At 63.2% G+C, this 18,182-nt stretch carries 16 protein-coding genes; 6 read left to right on the top strand and 10 right to left on the bottom strand.

Features of this window, described 5'->3' with window-relative positions; all coding sequences use genetic code 11:
- On the top strand, window positions 1–595 hold a 595-nt coding region (locus RTQ46_RS10700; protein ID WP_312436460.1), incomplete at its 5' end, for a hypothetical protein.
- Window positions 596–1,386: 791 nt separating this feature from the next.
- Here RTQ46_RS10700 and RTQ46_RS10695 read toward each other — a convergent pair.
- The gene (locus RTQ46_RS10695) at window positions 1,387–1,845 is read right to left on the bottom strand and encodes an Lrp/AsnC family transcriptional regulator (RefSeq protein ID WP_312436459.1); all 459 of its coding nucleotides are present in this window, start codon (window positions 1,843–1,845) and stop codon (window positions 1,387–1,389) included.
- 105 nt (window positions 1,846–1,950) lie between these two features.
- On the opposite strand from RTQ46_RS10695, the gene RTQ46_RS10690 reads away from it, so the two are divergent.
- Window positions 1,951–2,838, top strand: coding sequence for an EamA family transporter (locus RTQ46_RS10690; protein ID WP_312436458.1), 888 nt, complete (start codon window positions 1,951–1,953; stop codon window positions 2,836–2,838).
- Between the two features lie 12 nt (window positions 2,839–2,850).
- Here the strand turns inward: RTQ46_RS10690 and RTQ46_RS10685 are convergent, their stop codons facing one another.
- Entirely contained in the window at window positions 2,851–3,408 is a 558-nt protein-coding gene (locus RTQ46_RS10685) for a helix-turn-helix domain-containing protein (protein WP_312436456.1), read from the bottom strand.
- 117 nt (window positions 3,409–3,525) lie between these two features.
- On the opposite strand from RTQ46_RS10685, the gene RTQ46_RS10680 reads away from it, so the two are divergent.
- Complete coding sequence (locus RTQ46_RS10680) at window positions 3,526–4,545, top strand: NADP-dependent oxidoreductase (protein ID WP_312436454.1); 1,020 nt, start codon at window positions 3,526–3,528, stop codon at window positions 4,543–4,545.
- 155 nt (window positions 4,546–4,700) lie between these two features.
- Window positions 4,701–5,081, top strand: coding sequence for a translational machinery protein (locus RTQ46_RS10675; protein WP_312436453.1), 381 nt, complete (start codon window positions 4,701–4,703; stop codon window positions 5,079–5,081).
- A 73-nt stretch (window positions 5,082–5,154) separates the two neighbouring features.
- Here the strand turns inward: RTQ46_RS10675 and RTQ46_RS10670 are convergent, their stop codons facing one another.
- The 5 genes from RTQ46_RS10670 to RTQ46_RS10650 form a co-directional block, all read right to left on the bottom strand.
- Window positions 5,155–6,306 carry a ribonucleotide-diphosphate reductase subunit beta gene (locus RTQ46_RS10670; RefSeq protein ID WP_312436451.1) on the bottom strand — a complete coding sequence of 384 codons (1,152 nt, stop codon included), beginning with the start codon at window positions 6,304–6,306 and terminating at the stop codon, window positions 5,155–5,157.
- Window positions 6,307–6,378: 72 nt separating this feature from the next.
- On the bottom strand, window positions 6,379–9,342 hold the full coding sequence (locus RTQ46_RS10665; protein ID WP_312436450.1) for a ribonucleoside-diphosphate reductase subunit alpha: 2,964 nt from the start codon (window positions 9,340–9,342) through the stop codon (window positions 6,379–6,381).
- A gap of 646 nt (window positions 9,343–9,988) precedes the next feature.
- Window positions 9,989–11,029 (bottom strand): sigma 54-interacting transcriptional regulator, encoded by a 1,041-nt coding sequence (locus tag RTQ46_RS10660; RefSeq protein WP_312436448.1) that lies wholly within the window; start codon window positions 11,027–11,029, stop codon window positions 9,989–9,991.
- Between the two features lie 134 nt (window positions 11,030–11,163).
- A complete protein-coding gene (locus RTQ46_RS10655; protein ID WP_312436447.1) occupies window positions 11,164–11,427 on the bottom strand; it encodes a PP0621 family protein in 264 nt (87 codons plus the stop codon).
- Window positions 11,424–12,227, bottom strand: a complete 804-nt coding sequence (locus RTQ46_RS10650) for a cytochrome c biogenesis protein CcsA (protein WP_312436445.1) — start codon at window positions 12,225–12,227, stop codon at window positions 11,424–11,426. Before RTQ46_RS10650 ends, RTQ46_RS10655 begins: the two co-directional genes overlap by 4 nt.
- Before the next feature lie 244 nt (window positions 12,228–12,471).
- On the opposite strand from RTQ46_RS10650, the gene RTQ46_RS10645 reads away from it, so the two are divergent.
- Together RTQ46_RS10645 and RTQ46_RS10640 are read left to right on the top strand one after the other, a co-directional pair.
- The gene (locus RTQ46_RS10645; protein WP_312436443.1) at window positions 12,472–12,897 is read left to right on the top strand and encodes a MarR family transcriptional regulator; all 426 of its coding nucleotides are present in this window, start codon (window positions 12,472–12,474) and stop codon (window positions 12,895–12,897) included.
- Window positions 12,898–13,083: 186 nt separating this feature from the next.
- Window positions 13,084–13,863, top strand: coding sequence for an alpha/beta hydrolase (locus RTQ46_RS10640; RefSeq protein ID WP_312436442.1), 780 nt, complete (start codon window positions 13,084–13,086; stop codon window positions 13,861–13,863).
- A gap of 61 nt (window positions 13,864–13,924) precedes the next feature.
- On the opposite strand, the gene RTQ46_RS10635 is transcribed toward RTQ46_RS10640, so the two are convergent.
- The 3 genes from RTQ46_RS10635 to RTQ46_RS10625 all read right to left on the bottom strand — a co-directional run bounded on the left by RTQ46_RS10635 (window position 13,925) and on the right by RTQ46_RS10625 (window position 18,176).
- Complete coding sequence (locus RTQ46_RS10635) at window positions 13,925–14,908, bottom strand: ABC transporter substrate-binding protein (RefSeq protein WP_312436440.1); 984 nt, start codon at window positions 14,906–14,908, stop codon at window positions 13,925–13,927.
- A 113-nt stretch (window positions 14,909–15,021) separates the two neighbouring features.
- Window positions 15,022–16,974 (bottom strand): MacB family efflux pump subunit, encoded by a 1,953-nt coding sequence (locus RTQ46_RS10630; protein WP_312436438.1) that lies wholly within the window; start codon window positions 16,972–16,974, stop codon window positions 15,022–15,024.
- Entirely contained in the window at window positions 16,971–18,176 is a 1,206-nt protein-coding gene (locus RTQ46_RS10625) for an efflux RND transporter periplasmic adaptor subunit (RefSeq protein WP_312436437.1), read from the bottom strand. The genes RTQ46_RS10630 and RTQ46_RS10625 overlap by 4 nt, the downstream gene beginning before the upstream one ends.
- Window positions 18,177–18,182: the final 6 nt, after the last annotated feature.

The following is an 18,182-nucleotide window of genomic DNA, read 5'->3' as shown; positions in this document are numbered from 1 at the left end:
TGCCGGCTTGGCTGCTGCTTTGGCCGCTGGCTTGGCTGCAGGTTTCGCCGCGGCTTTTGCTGCTGGCTTGGCTGCTGCTTTTGTTGCTGGCTTGGCTGCTGCTTTTGTTGCTGGCTTGGCGGCAGGTTTTGCTGCAGCTTTCGCTGCTGGCTTGGCGGCAGGTTTTGCTGCCGCTTTTGCTGCAGGTTTCGCCGCGGCTTTTGCTGCCGGCTTGGCTACTGCCTTTGCTGCCGGCTTGGCGGCAGGTTTCGCTGCGGCTTTTGCTGCTGGCTTGGCGGCTGCTTTTGCTGCAGGCTTGGCGGCTGCTTTGGCTGCCGGCTTGGCTGCTGGCTTGGCTGCTGCTTTGGCCGCAGGTTTTGCCACGGCCTTGGCCGCTGGCTTGGCGGCTGCTTTCGCTGCTGGCTTGGCATCAGGTTTTGCTGCCGCTTTGGCTACTGGCTTGGCTGCTGGTTTTGCTGCAGCTTTGGCTGCTGGTTTGGCGGCAACCGGTTTGGCTGCGGCTGCCGGCGTCTTCGCGGCAGGAGCAGCTTTGGCGGCTGGTTTCTTTACTTCTGATTTCTTAGCGGCTGTTGCCATTTGTCTCTCCTTCATCTGAGATGAGAAATTTAAGCTACAAGATTTAAACCCGTCCAACCCACCACAGGGATGGGCCAGGCGAATTATTCATCGGCACAAACGGTCGTTTGCGCTAATGAATTCGGCACCAGCTGAACTGCTGCAACTCCTCACGTTTGCAGCACTTCAGCCATCGTCGGTGCCACCCTGCTTTATCTCGCAGCTGGTGGCAAAGTCTGAATTCGGGTGTGTCGTTTTCGATGCCGTGCGTTTGTTCCGCTCCTCGCATCGCGTTCTCCACCACTGCGTATCGTCAAATAAAAAACCGCCATGCCTGAAAAAATTCGGGCACGGCGGCAGACGAAAACGGTGTGGTTTTGTGCATATCCGTGTAAATCTGTATCCCTGTTTTGCGAGCTTTTTTCGGCGTCGCGCTGGTCAAAAAACCCCGCATACTACCACTCGCATTTCCAATCTCCTAAAGTACACGAAAACCTTGTCGATGCGCAACCGGCACGATACGTTTTAAAGGGCTTTTTTGAAGGGATAGGCGCGCTAACGCACAAACCTGTGCCAAACGCCGGTTTTACCCGGACACGCGTGATCTTCGACGCATTTTTCCATCGTCTTCCGCGATACCGGCAATACGGTTTTTTCAGGCGTTAAGCAGGATTTTTACAGGCCCGCGAGGCACCGTTTCGTGCAGTCTGCGCTGGTGGTTTTTTTCGCGCCACCGCTTTCGTCAGCGCGCAAAAAACGAACGGCGCGGCCACCGGAAATGGGCTGGCCACTGACGGCAGAACGCGATCATATTACCCTTCATGCACGCCGTTACAGCGGCACCTGCAAGCCGGCCTTCAGGCAGCCCATTACCACCGAGGTGCGAAAGCGCCGGATATTGTCGTCGCCACCAAACAGCCTGGCACTGAGCACTTCATACTCCGCCATGTTGGTGGCGGTGAGTACCAGCAGATAGTCCGCTTCGCCGGTAATCGGATAGCACTGCTGCACCGCCGCTTCGGCCAGGAAGCGCTCGCGCATGGCCAGCGTGTGGCGCGGGTGCTCGTCATGCAAATACACTTCCACGATCAAGGTCAGGGGCCGGCCCAGCAGGTTGGCATCAAGCACAGCCACCTGCGCGCGGATCACGCCGCTGTCGCGCAAGCGCCGGATGCGGCGCTGCACGGCCGGCGCCGACAGATGCACGGCTTGCGCGATCTGCCGCTGCGAGGTCGTGCTGTCGCGTTGAAGGATATCGAGGATGGCGAGGTCAAAAGGATCGAGTGTCATGATAGTGGCGGCGAGCGAAAGTTGCGTGATCATGCGGCAAATGCAGTGCAAATAACAGGCCACACACCATAAAATTTCACCACCTCCACTGTCATCGAACCTGCCATGAATCTGTCGCGCCATGCCTCCTTCATCCCGCTACTGGCCATCCTGGGTGCCGTCACCTGCCTCGGCATCGGTACGTCGTGGGCCAAGCACACCCTGTTTCCCCTGGTCGGAGCGCAGGGCACCACCGCCGTGCGGGTCGGTTTTTCCGCGCTGTTGCTGCTGCTATTCTGGCGTCCGTGGCGCTGGTCATTGAGCCGCGCCGATGCGCGCGCCGTGGCGCTGTACGGCGCCGCGCTGGGGGCGACCAACCTGTCGTTCTACCTCGCCTTGCGCACCATCCCGTTCGGCATCGCGGTAGCGATCGAATTTGCCGGACCGCTGGCCGTCGCCCTGCTTTCTTCGCGCCGCCCGTTCGACTTCGTCTGGGTATTGCTGGCCGCTGCGGGTCTGGCGCTGCTGCTGCCGCTGGGTCACGACATGAGCGCGCTCGATCCCACCGGCGTGCTGTTCGCGCTGGCCGCTGCGGTCTTCTGGGCTACCTACATCCTCTTCGGCAAGCGCGCCAGCCATCTGCATGCGGGCCAGTCCGTATCGCTGGGCCTGCTTGCCGCCGCAATGGTGGTCGTGCCAGTCGGCGTGGCGCATGCGGGCAGCGCCCTGCTGTCGCCCGTGGTACTGGCGGCGGGCCTGGGCATCGCCCTGGTCTCGAGCGCGATTCCGATCTCGCTCGAGATGGTAGCCCTCAAACGCCTGCCGCCACAGGCGTTCGGCATCATGGTCAGTATGGAGCCGGCGGTGGCGGCGCTGCTGGCGCTGGTGCTGCTCGATGAATACCTGGACGCCATGCAATGGCTGGCCATCGCGCTGATCGTGGCGGCTTCGGTCGGCAGCTCGGTGACGGCGCAACGTGGCAAGCGCATGCCGGCGGCGCCGCTGCCGGGGTAAACCAGGCAGCTGTCAGGTGCGGGGTGGCTGCACCAGGATGGCGCTGGCAATGATGCCGAACAGCCGGTCCACGCGCGCGGCGAACGGCGGCTGGTCGTTGAGCCACGCCAGCGCGCTGACCAGCGCCAGCAGATCGGTGCCATCGATATCCGTCCGCGCTTCGCCATCCGCCTGCGCGCGTGCCAGCAAATGCGCGCCCGAGGCGCGCATCGATACGCACGACGCATGCAGCGCCGAATCCGGTTCGGCAATGGCAGCCGTCATCGCCGCAATCACGCCGCGATGACTGTGCGTCAGCGCGACCATCTCGCGCAGCCACGACACCAGCGCATCGCCGCTTGATGCCAACGCTTCGAACGCTCCCGCCTTGGCCGTCAACGCATCAAAACTCTCGCGCAGCAAGGCTTCGAGCAGCGCCTCGCGCGTGGGAAAGTGGCGGTATAAGGTGCCGATGCCAACCCCCGCCCGGCGCGCCACTTCACGCATCGAAGCCTCGGCGCCCTGCTCCGCGACCACCTCGCGCCCCGTTTCCAGCAAATGATCGTAGTTTTTCTGTGCGTCAGCTCGCATGCATGGCCTTGACAATCGGAGCATTGCTCCGTATATTTTAAATCAAACGGAGCATCGCTCCTTTTATTTGGAGCATTGCTCCGTTCGTGATTATCCATCCTGTGGAAAGGGAACGCAATGACCAGCAAGCACATGAAAGCGATACGCCAGCACCAGTTCGGCGGACCCGAAGTACTGCGTTACGAAGAGGCGCCGGTGCCTGAACTGAAAGCCGGCGAAGTGCTGGTGCGCGTGCACGCGGCCGGCATCAATCCGCCCGACTGGTATCTGCGCGACGGCTACAAGATGCTGCCGCCCGAATGGCAGCCGCAGGTAGCGTTTCCTGTCATCCTGGGCACGGACATATCGGGCGTGGTCGAGGCGCTGGCAGACGATGTGACCCATTTTGCGGTGGGCGACGAAGTGTATGCGATGGTGCGCTTTCCCGACGGGCTGGCCGGTGACAGCCGGGCCTATGCCGAATATGTGAGCGTGCCGGCGACTGACCTGGCGCGCAAGCCGGCCGGCATCGGCCATGTGCATGCGGCGGGGGCGCCGATGTCGCTGCTGACCGCCTGGCAGTTCCTGATCGCGCTGGGGCACGATGCACCGAATCCGCTGCAGCCGCAGCAACATGTGCCGGTGCCGCTCAAGGACAAGACCGTGCTGGTGAACGGCGCCGCAGGCGGCGTCGGCCACTTGCTGGTACAGATCGCCAAATGGCAGGGCGCGCGCGTGATCGCGGTCGCCTCCGGCCGGCATGAGGCGCTGCTGCGCGAGCTGGGCGTGGACCGGTTCATCGACTACACGCAAGAGGTTCCCGAGGAACTGGTGCGCGACGCCGATCTGGTGATCGATGCGGTCGGCGGCCCCGCCTCCGGCCGCTTCCTGCGCACGCTCAAACGCGGCGGCGCCCTGTTCCCGATCTTCCCGCTGGGGTTCGACGGGTTTGACGAAGCGGCGCAGCGCGGTGTCACGGTGTCCTCGACCCAGGTACGTTCCAGCGGCGCGCAGCTGGCGCAACTGGCGGGGCTGCTTGATGATGGCACCATCCGCGTGGTGATCGACAGCACCTACCCGCTGGCCGAGGCGCGCCAGGCGCACGAACGGGCGGCGCGCGGCAATCTCCAGGGCAAGCTGGTGCTGACGGTGGCTTGATCCGACCCAGCCAGGCCTGCGTGTGGTACCGCACCGATCAAGGACCGCCATGCGCCTACGATGGGTATGTTGCCGAATCGCCCGGATGCGTCCGGGCGACATGCTTCTCCCCGCGGCGCTCATGCGTCCTCACGCATTCCCCACGAAAGTATCCCATGTCATTCAATAACGCCGTCGTCTGGCTCGACCATGTCAAAGCCCATGTCATCCATTTCGACAAGGACGCGTCCGAATCCGAGTCGCTGAAAACGCACTCGACGCATCCGCACCCACACGTCAAGCATGGCGACAGCCATGCCAATGAAGACGACAACACGCGCTTCTACAACGATATCGCCGAGGCGCTGAAAGACAGCCAGCAAATCCTGGTGGTCGGCCCGGCCGGCGAGAAGAACGCATTTGCCAAGCACCTGACCGCCAACGTGCCGGCTGTCGCCGACAAGATCAAGGCCGTGGAAACAGTCGACCATCCGTCCGACGCGCAGCTGCTGGCCTTTGCGCGCCAGCACTTCGTCAGCGCCGGCGGCTTGCAGTAACAGTTCGCTGTACCCATAAAAAAACCCCGCCAGCTCGATTCCAGCTGGCGGGGTTTTTTCATGCAGCGGCTGCTTATTCCCAGTTCAGCGCGCCACCGGTCTGGTATTCCGTCACGCGCGTTTCGAAGAAATTGCGTTCCTTCTTCATGTCGATCATTTCGCTCATCCACGGGAACGGATTTTCTTCCTGCGCGAACAGCGGCTCGATGCCGATCTGCTGGGCACGGCGGTTGGCGATAAAGCGCAGGTAGCCCTTGAACATCGGCGCGTTCAGGCCCAGCACGCCGCGTGGCATGGTGTCTTCGGCGTAGGCGTATTCCAGATCGACCGCGCGCAGGAACAGCGCCTTGATCTCTTCGCGGAATTCGGCCGTCCACAGCTGCGGGTTTTCCATCTTGATCGTGTTGATCAGGTCGATACCGAAGTTGCAGTGCATCGATTCGTCGCGCAGGATGTACTGGTACTGCTCGGCAGCGCCCATCATCTTGTTCTGGCGCCCCAGCGCCAGGATCTGCGTGAAGCCGACGTAGAAGAACAGGCCTTCCATCAGGCAGGCGAACACGATCAGGGACTTGAGCAGCTTCTGGTCGTTTTCCGTGGTACCGGTGGTAAACGTCGGGTCGGTCAGCATGTCGATGAACGGGATCAGGAATTCATCCTTGTCGCGGATCGACTTGACTTCGTTGTAGGCGTTGAAGATCTCGGCTTCGTCCAGGCCCAGCGATTCGACGATGTACTGGTAGGCGTGCGTGTGGATCGCTTCCTCGAACGCTTGGCGCAGCAGGTACTGGCGGCATTCCGGCGCGGTGATATGGCGGTAGGTGCCCAGTACGATGTTGTTGGCGGCCAGCGAGTCGGCGGTCACGAAGAAACCCAGGTTGCGCTTGACCAGGCGGCGTTCGTCTTCCGTCAGGCCGTTCGGGTTTTTCCACAGCTCGATATCGCGCTGCATGTTCACTTCCTGCGGCATCCAGTGGTTGGCGCAGCCGGCCAGGTATTTGTCCCACGCCCATTTGTACTTGAACGGCACCAGCTGGTTGACGTCGGTCTTGCCGTTGATGATGCGCTTGTCATCGGCGTTGACGCGGCGCGCCACCTGCTCGGCGTTCGCTTCGGACGGCTCGGCGCCGGCCGGCAGATTCAATCCGGTATTGCCCAGTGGCGCCTGCTGCGCCGGACGCGGCACGGCTGCCGGCGTGGTTTCATCATCCCAGGATAAGGACATAATTATTTCTCTCTAAATACAGATATTTACGACATTGAATCAGCCCGCGCATGGCGGGCCGACCACTCATTATTATTGGCAGGCTTCGCACTCTTCAAAGCCGTCATCGCCCGGACGCAGGTAGCACGCTTCGCCATCGGCGTCGTCCGCTGCTGTGGCCACCACTGGCGCCACGGCCACGGCGGCTGCTGCGATGGCCGCTGCCTGGGCGCTGTTTTGTGCGCTTTGGGCGCTGGCCGACATGCCGCCATCGACTGCCACGGCGTTCAGGGCGCCCGTCTTGGAGGTCGATTTCTCCATGTGGGTGGCGGCAATGGTACGCAGGTAGTAGGTGGTTTTCAGGCCGCGCAGCCATGCCAGCTTGTAGGTTTCGTCCAGCTTCTTGCCCGATGCGCCAGCCATGTAGATGTTCAGCGACTGGGCCTGGTCGATCCACTTCTGGCGGCGCGAGGCAGCTTCCACCAGCCAGCTTGGCGACACTTCAAAGGCGGTAGCGTAGATGTCGCGCAGGTCTTGCGGGATGCGGTCGATCTTCACCAGCGAGCCGTCGAAGTATTTCAGGTCCGAGATCATGACTTCATCCCACAGGTCGCGCGCCTTCAGGTCGCGCACCAGGTAGCCGTTGATCTCGGTGAATTCGCCCGACAGGTTCGATTTCACGTACAGGTTCTGGAACGTCGGCTCGATACAGGCCGACACGCCGATGATGTTCGAGATGGTGGCGGTCGGAGCAATCGCCACGCAGTTCGAGTTGCGCATGCCGAACCTGGCGATGCGTTCGCGCACCGGAGTCCAGTCCATCGCCGACGAGGTATCGACTTCCAGGTAGCCGCCGCGCTCCTCAAGCAGCAGTTTCACCGAATCCTGTGGCAGGATGCCGCGGTCCCACAAGGAACCAGCGTACGACTCGTAGCGGCCGCGCTCTTCGGCCAGCTCGGTCGAAGCCAGGTAGGCGTAGTAGCACACCGCTTCCATCGAGGTGTCGGCAAACGACACGGCAGCGTCCGAGGCGAACGGGATGCGCATCATGTGCAGGCAATCCTGGAAGCCCATGATGCCCATGCCGACCGGACGGTGGCGCATGTTCGAATTGCGCGCCTTGTCGACGGCGTAGTAGTTGATGTCGATCACGTTGTCGAGCATGCGCATGGCGGTGCGCACGGTCTTCGCCAGCTTGACGTGGTCGAGCTTGCCTTCTTTCATGTGCGCCGGCATGTTCACGGAACCGAGGTTGCAGACGGCGATTTCATCGGCGCTGGTGTTCAGGGTGATTTCCGTGCACAGGTTCGAGCTGTGGACCACGCCGACGTGCGACTGCGGGCTGCGGATGTTGCACGGGTCCTTGAAGGTGATCCATGGATGGCCGGTTTCAAACAGCATCGACAGCATCTTGCGCCACAGGTCCAGCGCTTGCACTTTCTTGAACGAACGGATTTCGCCGGCGGCCGCTTTCGCTTCGTAGCCCAGGTAGGCGGTCTCGAAGGCCTTGCCGACCTTGTCGTGCAGGTCCGGCGTTTCCGATGGCGAGAACAGGGTCCACTCGCCTTTTTCCATCACGCGCTTCATGAACATGTCGGGAATCCAGTTCGCCGTGTTCATGTCGTGGGTGCGGCGGCGGTCGTCGCCCGTGTTCTTGCGCAGGTCGAGGAATTCCTCGATGTCCATGTGCCAGGTTTCCAGGTAGGCGCAGACGGCGCCCTTGCGCTTGCCGCCCTGGTTCACGGCCACGGCCGTGTCGTTCACCACTTTCAGGAACGGCACCACGCCTTGCGACTTGCCGTTGGTGCCCTTGATGTGGGCGCCCAGGGCGCGCACTGGCGTCCAGTCATTGCCCAGGCCGCCTGCATACTTGGCCAGCAGCGCGTTGTCCTTGATGGCGTCGTAGATGCCTTCCAGGTCATCCGAGACGGTGCTCAGGTAGCACGACGACAGCTGCGAGCGCAGGGTGCCCGAGTTGAACAGGGTCGGCGTCGAGCTCATGAAGTCGAACGAGGACAGCAGGCTGTAGAATTCGATGGCGCGCGCTTCGCGGTCCGACTCGTTCAGGGCCAGGCCCATCGCCACACGCATGTAGAACGCCTGCGGCATTTCGATGCGCACGTCCTGGATGTGCAGGAAGTAGCGGTCGTACAGGGTTTGCAGGCCGATATAGCCGAATTGCAGGTCGCGGTCGGCGACAATGGCTTTTGCCAGGCGCTCCAGGTCGAACGTGGCCAGTACCGGGTTCAGCAGCTCGGCGGAGATACCTTTGGCGATATACGCCGGGAAATACGTCAGGTATTCGGCAGCGGCAGCCGCTTGCGGCACTTCCTTGCCGAACACTTCCTTGCGCACCGTGTGCAGCAGGATGCGGGCCGTCACTTGCGAGTAGGCAGGGTCTTTTTCCATCAGCGCGCGCGCTGCCAGGATGGCCGACTTGTGCAGTTCTTCGACCGGCACGCCGTCGTACAGGTTTTTCACGGTTTCAGCGAGGATGGCGTCGGCATCGACGTGCTTTTCCAGGCCGGCGCAGGCGGCGTTGATCAGGTCGCGCACCTGCTGCATGTCGAGCGGGCGGCGCACGCCGTTGTCCAGCACGTTCAGTTGCGGTGCCGCCACTTGCGCGGCGGCGCCCAGCGCTTCCTTCTGCAGGCGGCGCTCTTCCATGTGCTTGGCGCGGTACAGCACGTAAGCACGCGCCACGTCGTGTTCGCCCGAACGCATCAGCGACAGTTCCACCTGGTCCTGCACGTCTTCGATATGGAAGGTGCCGCCGCCCGGCTGGCGGCGCACCAGCGCCGCGACCACGCCGGCCGTCAGCTGTTCCACCAGCTCGCGCACGCGGGCCGAAGCGGCGCCCTGGCCGCCGTTAACGGCCAAAAACGCCTTGGTCATGGCGATCGCGATCTTCGAAGGCTCAAATGCTACCACCGCACCGTTGCGGCGGATGATGCGATAGTCGCCCATGGCCGTGCCGATGCTTGCCACACTGTGCGCCGCGCCTGGCGCTGGCGGTACTGGCGTTGGATGGATGGAAATATCTTGAGGTGATTGCATTGAAGCTCCCGTTGTCAGCTAAAGTCAGCCTGCAGTTTTGCTGCCGCGTTGGTGATTGAATAGAACGCCCGGTGGTCCGGGCTTCTTCCGGTATTTATTATTAAAAACCTACATTTTTAATGCATCAGATGATACGAATGAAAACAGCCTGCCCTCACGGCCACGGATGGCGCGAAACATGTCTCGAAGGGTGATAAACCGCCAGTGTCAGCTTGCCAGTTGAGCACGCAGAAGGTGTTGGCGCTGGCTTGACACTAATTCTGAAAACATCTGTGATGGCACTACATTTAGTAACTACATCTAATTTATGCACTAATTGTAGTACCCATCGATGGCAGGCGCAATACTTTTCCCGCCTGTGTCCTGCTTAATTTTTCCGATTTTCCGCACGAATTCGATTGACTTTTCAGGGCATGGATAACAGGCCCGGCGCCCGCATAGTAAGCACTAACGCAGGCCGCTGCGGACCGCTGCACGCCATCATCCTGATCTTAATCCAGGTCAATACCCGCCTGATTTTGCCTTGCTCTGAAAGCAATATTTACGTCAAAGCACTACTGGAACAGCGCTCCAGCCAGACTGGCGAAACCGGGACCGGCATTATAATCTACCGCGCCGCTTCGGTCCCGGCGCCGCCTTTTTCCGCTCAGCCCGCCGGTTCGCACAACTGCAGTTTTTGCATGCGATAGCGCAGCTGGCGCACGCTCAGGCCCAGCTGCTGCGCCGCCCGCGCACGGTGATAGCGCGCCTGCACCAGCGCCTGCAGGATCATGGCGCGCTCGGCCTGCAGCAGATACTGCGCCAGCGAGCCCTCGGATATGGCGCCGTGTTCCATGCCCGGCAGCGGCAGCTGGCGCCCGGGCGCCACGCCTTTCAGCAACAATGGCGCAGCCGGCAGCCCCAGCCCTTCAACCGTGATCACGCCGCCATCGGCAAACGCCAGCGCCCGTTCCAGCAGGTTTTCCAGTTCGCGCACATTGCCAGGAAACGCATGGCGCGCCAGCGTCGCCAGCACGGCCGGCGCCAGCCCGATCCCGCGCCGCGGCGCCAGCCGCGCCAAGATGGCGTCACACAGCAGCGGCAGGTCGCCCAGCCGTTCGCGCAGCGGCGGCACGGCCAGCTCGATCACGTTCAGGCGGTAATACAGATCCTCGCGAAACGTGCCAGCCGCCACGCCGCGCGCCAGGCCCTGCTGGCTGGCGCACAAAATGCGCACGTCGACCGGCTCATCGGTGCTTCCGCCCAGTTTGCGCACGCGGCGCTCCTGCAGCGCGCGCAGCAGCTTGACCTGCATCGCCAACGGCAGGTCGTCGACTTCGTCGAGCAGCAGGCTGCCGCCATCGGCCGCCTGGAACAGACCCTGCCGCTCGTGCAGCGCGCCCGTATACGCGCCGGGCCGGCAGCCGAACAGCTCCGCTTCCATCAACGATTCAGGGATCGCGCCGCAATTGACGGCGATAAACGGACCGTGGGCACGCGTGCCCTGGGCGTGGATCGCACGCGCCACCAGTTCCTTGCCACTGCCCGATTCCCCGTGAATGGCCACCGGCGCGCAGGACGCGGCGATGCGGCTGATCTGCGCGCGCAGCGTCTGCATGGCGGCCGAATTGCCGCTCAGCGGTGGAGACGCAACGGTTAGCATGGGCGCGACATTGCCGCCGGCGGCGTGGCTGCGCGAGCTGGACATGGCTGGCCTTTCTTTCTGCAAAGATAGTGATCGGCAGCGAGAGACGATCACTGCCAGGACCATGCTACCCCTGGCAGGCAGCGGAGGACGGTACGATACGGATGAGCAATGCAGGAAGGAGCGGCAGTCTGCCGTTACACGGTGGCGTGCGCGTGGCTGCAGTAATCGTGGCCTTTGGCCTGCACGTTTTCAGACGCGGGGTAATACACGCCGCAGTGGGCGCAACACAGCATCAGCTCGGCATCGGGCAATTCGGCCACGCGGCCGGGCGGCGTAAACGGATTGGGCGCCTGCTGCTGGCGCTGTTGCTGGGCGCGCTGCTGCAAGCCGCGAATCTTGCTGCGGATGGCAAACACCACCAGGAACACCAGCGCCAGCCAGAACAAAATACGGGTCATAAATATCCTCGGTGCAAAACCACTTCCAGTACAAAACGGCTGCCGACATAGGCCAGCAGCAAGGTGGCAAAGCCGGCCAGGGTAAACGTCAGCGCCGTCTTGCCGCGCCAGCCGCGGAAGCGCCGGCCGGCCAGCAGCACGGCAAACAGCAGCCACGACAGCATGGTAAATACCGACTTGTGGTCCCAGGTCAGGACCTTGCCAAATAATTTTTCGGAAAACACGATGCCAGACAGGACCGTCAGGCTGAGCAGAACGAAGCCCAGGCCGATCATGCGGAAAAGCAGCTTTTCCATCGTCAGCAGCGCCGGCAGCTGGTCCAGCGCGCCCGACAAGAAACCGCGCCGCTCGCTGCGCGTATGCAGGCGCGACTCCTGCAGCGCCATCAGCACGGCGTGAAAGGCGGCGATGGTCAGCGTGCTGTAGGCCAGCACCGCCACCGTGATATGCCAGCCGAACACGGCCGACTTGCCTTCCAGTACCACCTGGTTGCCGGGAAACGCCCACGCCAGGCCGATCGCCAGCACCGCGCACGGCATCACCATGCGTCGCAGGCCGTCGAGGCTGAAGTTGCGGTTTTCTATCCAATACGCCCCCACCGACACCCACAGCGCGGCCGACAGCATGGCGGAAAAACCGAAGCGCAGGGTGCCCGGCGCCATCAGGTCGAACCACAGCGTGGCAGCATGGGACAGCCACGCCAGGCCGGTCAGCCCGGCGATCAGCCTGCCCTGCGACGAGGGAAGAAACGCGCACACCGCATACGCCACGGCGGCAATCAGGAAAAAATAAGTCTGCATGTTGTAAGTTTACACCATAGCTGGCCAGCGCGAACCGCGCAGCGGCACGGACGGCCGGGCCAGCGGGCCACCCGCAATGCGAAAGAGCCTGCCATGATATCGTGCCTGAGGCGCGACCGGGTGGCCGGGCCTCAAGATTTTCCCTATGTTTACAGGCATGCATCGTCACTGGCATCCCACTGGTTTGCTTAAAGCGGCAATTATCGTTAGGCTGGCGGCATCACCGCTTCCTGATTGCCTTGCCATGCCCTCCTCCAGCCTCGACGATAAATTGTGTTTCCAGCTGTATGCCACCTCGCTGAAAATGACCCAGCTCTACAAGCCGATGCTGACCGCACTCAAACTGACGTATCCGCAATACCTGGTGATGCTGGTGCTGTGGGACCAGGAAGGCCTGGGCATCAAGGACCTGGCCGAGCGCCTGCAGCAGGACTCGGGCTCGATCACGCCGCTGGTCAAGCGGCTCGAAGCGGAAGGCTATCTGCTGCGCGCACGCGATCCGCGCGACGAACGCCACCGCGTGCTGACCCTGACGCCGGCCGGGCGCAAGCTGCGCGAGGCCAGCACAGCCATCGACCAGGCCATCGCCGACAACTGCAGCGTGATCGCGCCGGAATTCGAGGTCATGATGGCAGGCTTGCGCAAATTGAACGGCAAGCTGGGCGCCTGATGGCGCCAGTGCGCGAAAGATTTCATAAAAATATATTGCACACTAATGATTAGTGCGCTATTCTTAATTCACTGACTACCTGCTGGCACTGCTGCCAGAGGGCGGTGCCGAATGTACCGGTCATTTTTTTCATAAATACTTAGCGCGCTAAACAATAGCTAGCTATCAAACTCAAGGAATCCTGCCATGTCGTCCACCCCATTCAAAGCCACCCTGCTCGCCGCCGCCCTCGCTTCCACCACTGCTCTGGCGCCGGTGCATGCCGCTACCGCTGTTGAAAAAAATGCCGATACCACCGTGGTGCTGGTGCACGGCGCGTTTGCCGACGGTTCCAGCTGGGACAAGGTGATCCCGCTGCTGCAGGCAAAAGGCTTGAAAGTGGTGGCCGTGCAAAATCCGCTGACCTCGCTGGCCGACGATGTGGCCGCCGCCCAGCGCGTGATCGATGCACAGACGGGCCGCGTCATCCTGGTGGGCCACTCGTGGGGCGGCACCGTGATTACCGAAGCGGGCACCAGCGACAAGGTCAAGGCGCTGGTCTACGTGGCGGCCTTTGCGCCGTCCGAAGGCGAAGCATCGGGCGACCTGGGCAAGGACTACCCGACGCCGCCAGGCATCGCCACGCTGGTGCCTGACGCCGCCGGTTTCCTGTACCTGCCGGCAGAGTCGGTGCGCGTCAATTTCGCGCAGGACCTGCCGGCCGCAACGACGCGCCTGATGGCCGCCACCCAGGGCCCGATCCACGGCAAGGCGTTTGCCGACAAGACCACCGTGGCCGCCTGGAAAAACAAACCGAGCTATTACATCGTGGCCGGCAAGGACCGCATGATCGCGCCGGAACTGGAACAGGCGTTTGCCAAAAAGATCAACGCCACCACCACCGTGCTGCAGACCAGCCATGTGCCGATGCTGTCGCAGCCGAAACAGGTGGCGGAAGTGATCCTCGCGGCCGCCGCCAAGCGCTGATCCGGACATGAAAAAAGCCCTCCGCGCCGATCTGGCTGCGGAGGGCTTTCTTTGCTGCGGCTTACTTGACGTTCAGGCTTTTCTTGGCCTGGTCGAGCAGATCCGTCTTGACCCAGTCTTTCGCTACCGGCGGCTTGCTCATGCGGCCCACGCCGGTTTTTACCATCACATCGGTGGTGGTCTGGATATGTTCGGGCGTGATGTCGTACGAATACGGGGAATTGCTGATCGCGTCGTCGAAGTCATCCTTGGTGATCTGGCCGCGGAACACCACGTCGCGCACGTATTTTTCCGCCGTCGGCTTGCTGTCGATAAAGGTCCTGGTCGCTTCGACAAAGCAGCGCATGAATTTCTCGGCCACCGGACGGCGTTCCTTGTAGAATTTTTCCGTCATTACCATGGTGCGCACCGGCTCGCCGATCGGCGTGTCGTACGGCTTGATCACTTCGGTACCAAAACCCTTGTTGATCGCCTGCGACGACTGCGGCTCGGACTGCATCATGGCGTCGATATTCTTGCCCATCAGCGCCTGGTTCAGGTCGGCATACGCCAGAAACACCAATTGCACGTCCTTGCCCTTGGTTTCGGAATACGTCAGCCCCGCCTGCGACAGCTCGGCCAGCAGCAGCACTTCCTGGATGCCGCCGCGCGTCACGCCCACGCGCTTGCCTTTCAGGTCCTTGACGCTGGCGATCTTCTGCCCTGCGCCCCCCACCAGCCGCGCGCCGCCCTTGGCAAAGCCGGCCACCACATAAATCGGCGCACCGCCGGCGCGCCCGGAAATGGCCGCCTCGGACGCCGTCGCGCCCACGTCCAGTTCGCCGGCGATAATCGCCTGCATCACGTCCAGGCCCTTGGCAAACACATGCTCTTCGACCTTGATGCCGCACTTGGGCGCGATTTCCTTGATATACGACACGGCGCCGTAGTGGGCAAATTTCAGGTTGCCCAACCGAACGACGTCCTGGGCTTGCGCCGCGCCCATGCTGAACGTCAGCATGACGGCGGCGGCAATGGTGGTTTTCAAGATACTGTACTGGCGCATCTGCTTCTCCTGTTATCACGGTGGTGGGGATCGCCTGCCCTGCAGGCAAGGAAACACTGCTTTTTTATTATGCAGAGATAGTACCGTGTGTTGGAGCAGGAGCAACAAATTTTTTATTGCCCCGCCAGCGCCACCACCGGATCCAGGCCCGATGCCTTGCGCGCCGGCATAAAGCCGAATACCAGCCCCGTCACCACGGCGCAGGCAAACGCGCCGCCGATGGCGCTGAGCGAAAAGATCACCGGCACCTCCCATACCAGCAGCAGCGCCGCGAACGCGATGCCGACCACGATGCCGGCCACGCCGCCCACCACCGACACCAGCACCGCTTCGGTCAGGAACTGGCGCAGGATGTCGCGCCGGCGCGCGCCGGTGGCCATGCGGATGCCGATTTCGCGCGTGCGTTCGCGCACCGTCATCAGCATCACGTTCATCACGCCGATGCCGCCCACTACCAGCGAGACGGCGGCGATCAGGCTGAGCATCATGGTCATGTTGTCCTGCGTTTTCGCTTCCGCCGCGATCGAGGCGGCGGCGTTGCTGATGCCGTAGTCGCGGATGCGGTGGCGCTCGAACAGCACGGCGTCGACCGCCGCTTCGACTTCGGTCACGCGTTTTACATCCGCCGCCGCCAGCACGGTGTAGGTCGGTTCGCGCTGGCCGAACACGCGGATGCCGGCGGTGGAAAACGGCAGCAGCAGCACGTCGTCTTCATCCTTCTCGCCCGTCAGCGCGCCCTTGGAGCTCATTACGCCGATCACCTGGAACGGCACGTTGCCGATCAGGATGCTCTGCCCGACCGGATTGGGCACGTCCGGCAGCAGTTTTTCAGCCAGGCGCGCGCCGAGAACCGCCACGGTGGCCATCTCGCGCTCGTCCTGCTCCGTAAAAAAGCCGCCTTTGGCCACCGGCCAGGTCTGGATCTGCGGCAGCGCCGGCCCGGTGCCGCGCACATAGGTCTGCACGTCCAGGTTGCCGTGGCGGATCACCTTGTTGCCGGTGACATTCGGCAGCACATGCGAAATGCCCGGCACGTCCCTCAACGCTTCCAGGTCGGCCAGCGTGATGCTGCGCCCCGGGATGCGCGAACTTTCACCGCGCGAGGACATGTACAGCAGGTTCGAGCCGAACGCGCCCAGCTGCGCCATCACCTGCTGGCGCGTGCCCAGGCCGATGGCCAGCATCACGATCACCGAGGCGACGCCGATCACGATGCCCAGCAAGGTGAGGCCCGTGCGAAAGCGGTTGATCCATAGTACGCGCCAGGCGGCGCGCGCGGCGTCCAGCAGCTCGGTGCCCAGCGACGCCCCGGTGTCGTTGGATGCGCGCGACATGTCGAGCGGCGCCAGCGTGGCCGCCGTGTCGGGAATGGCCAGCGCACCCGAGTCTTCGATGATTTCGCCGTCGCGGATCTCGATCACGCGCCGCGCCTGGGCCGCCACCTTGCGGTCGTGGGTAATCAGGATGATGGTGTGGCCGGCGTCGGCCAGCTCGCCCAGCAGCGCCATGACTTCGGCGCCGCTGCTGCTGTCCAGGGCGCCGGTCGGCTCGTCGGCGAGGATAATGCGCCCGCCGTTCATCAGCGCACGCGCGATCGACACGCGCTGCTGCTGCCCGCCCGACAACTGGTTCGGCCGATGGTCGAAGCGCTCTCCCAGCCCCAGGCGCTGCAGCAGCGCCGCGGAACGCGCATGGCGCTCGGCCGCCGGCATGCCCGCATACAAGGCCGGCACTTCGACGTTTTCGCGCGCCGATTCGGTGGCGATCAGGTGATAGCCCTGGAACACGAAGCCGAACGCCTCGCGCCGCAGCCAGGCCAGTTCGTCGGCATTGAGGCTGGCCACGTCCTGGCCGGCAAAGCGATACGTGCCGTCGCTGGGCCGGTCCAGACAGCCCAGCAGGTGCATCAGGGTCGACTTGCCGGAACCGGACGCGCCGACGATGGCGACAAATTCGCCGGCGCCGATAGCCAGCGTCACGCCGCGCAGCACCTCGACGGCCGGCGCGCCGTCATGGCCGCCGTAGCGCTTGCGGATGCCGTGCAGCTCAATTAAAGATTCACTCATAACTGGAACCTGCCCGGGCCATTGCCGGCCGGCTGCTCGCCCGTCACCAGCAGTTCGCCTTCTTTCAAGCCTTTCAGCACTTCGGCGCTCAAGCGGTTGCGCACGCCCACCGTCACGGCGCGCTCGGCCACCTGCCCATCCGCATTCATCACGCGGGCCGTGAATTCGCCCGGTTTGGCGCCGTCGACGGTCGACGCTTTCAGGGCCGGCAGCGGCACGGCCAGCACATTGCTGGCGGCCGCCGTGACGAATACCACCTGCGCCGTCATCTGCGGCATCAGTTCGCCGTCGGCGTTATCGACATCGAACAGCACGGTATACAGAATCACCTTGCTGGTCGATGGCGCCAAGGCGGTGCCGGCGCTGGTGCCGCCCGGGACCGGCGGCGCCGGCAGTACCTGCCGCACCTTGCCGCTCCAGCGCCGCTGGTCGCCGCCCAGGGTGGTGAAATACACGGGCATGTTGGCGCGCACCCGGCGCACGTCCGCTTCCGACACTTCCGTCCAGACGGTCATGGCCGACAGATCGGCGATGCGCAGGATATTCGGCGTCTGGTAGGTCGCGTTCAGGGTCTGCCCTTCCTTGGCGTCGAGGCCCACCACGCTGCCGGCCATCGGCGCGTAGATGCGCGTATAGCCCAGGCGCGCTTCGTCGGCCTTCAGGCTGGCCTGGGTCTGGTCTATCTGCGCCTTCAGGTGGTCGATCTTGGCGGCGGCCGAGGCCAGCGTGGCTACCGCCGTTTCCAGCTCGGCCAGCGGGGTCGAATCGAATTTGGCCATCTGCGCCTGGCGCACATGCTGCTGGCCGGCCAGGCGGTGCTGCGCCTGTTGATCGGCCAGCTGCGCGCGCAGGCCGGCCAGCGCGGCGCGGCCCGCGTCCACGGTTGCCTGCTGCACGCTGGGGTCGATCTCGGCCAGCAACTGGCCTTTTTCCACCACCGTGCCGGGCTGCACGTGCAGGCGCGTGATCTGGCCCGATACCTGCGCGCCCACGTCGACATAGGTCTGCGGCTGCAGGGTGCCGATGGCCGTCACGCTGGCCTCGATGCTGCCGCGCTTGACCGGAGTGGTCTCGAAAATGGTCGCCGGGCCGCGCGTGGCCCACAGGGCGCCGACGCCGATCAGCGCCAGCACTGCCACGCCTCCGATGATGGCCGCGCGGCGGGAAGAGTAAAACGGGGTCGCCTTGGGTGAAACATGCATCAGTCT

Source organism: Janthinobacterium sp. (genome assembly GCF_031995485.1).
Lineage (GTDB): Bacteria > Pseudomonadota > Gammaproteobacteria > Burkholderiales > Burkholderiaceae_D > Janthinobacterium.
Note: the sequence above shows the minus strand (reverse complement) of the source record. Positions and strands in the feature narration are given on the sequence as shown.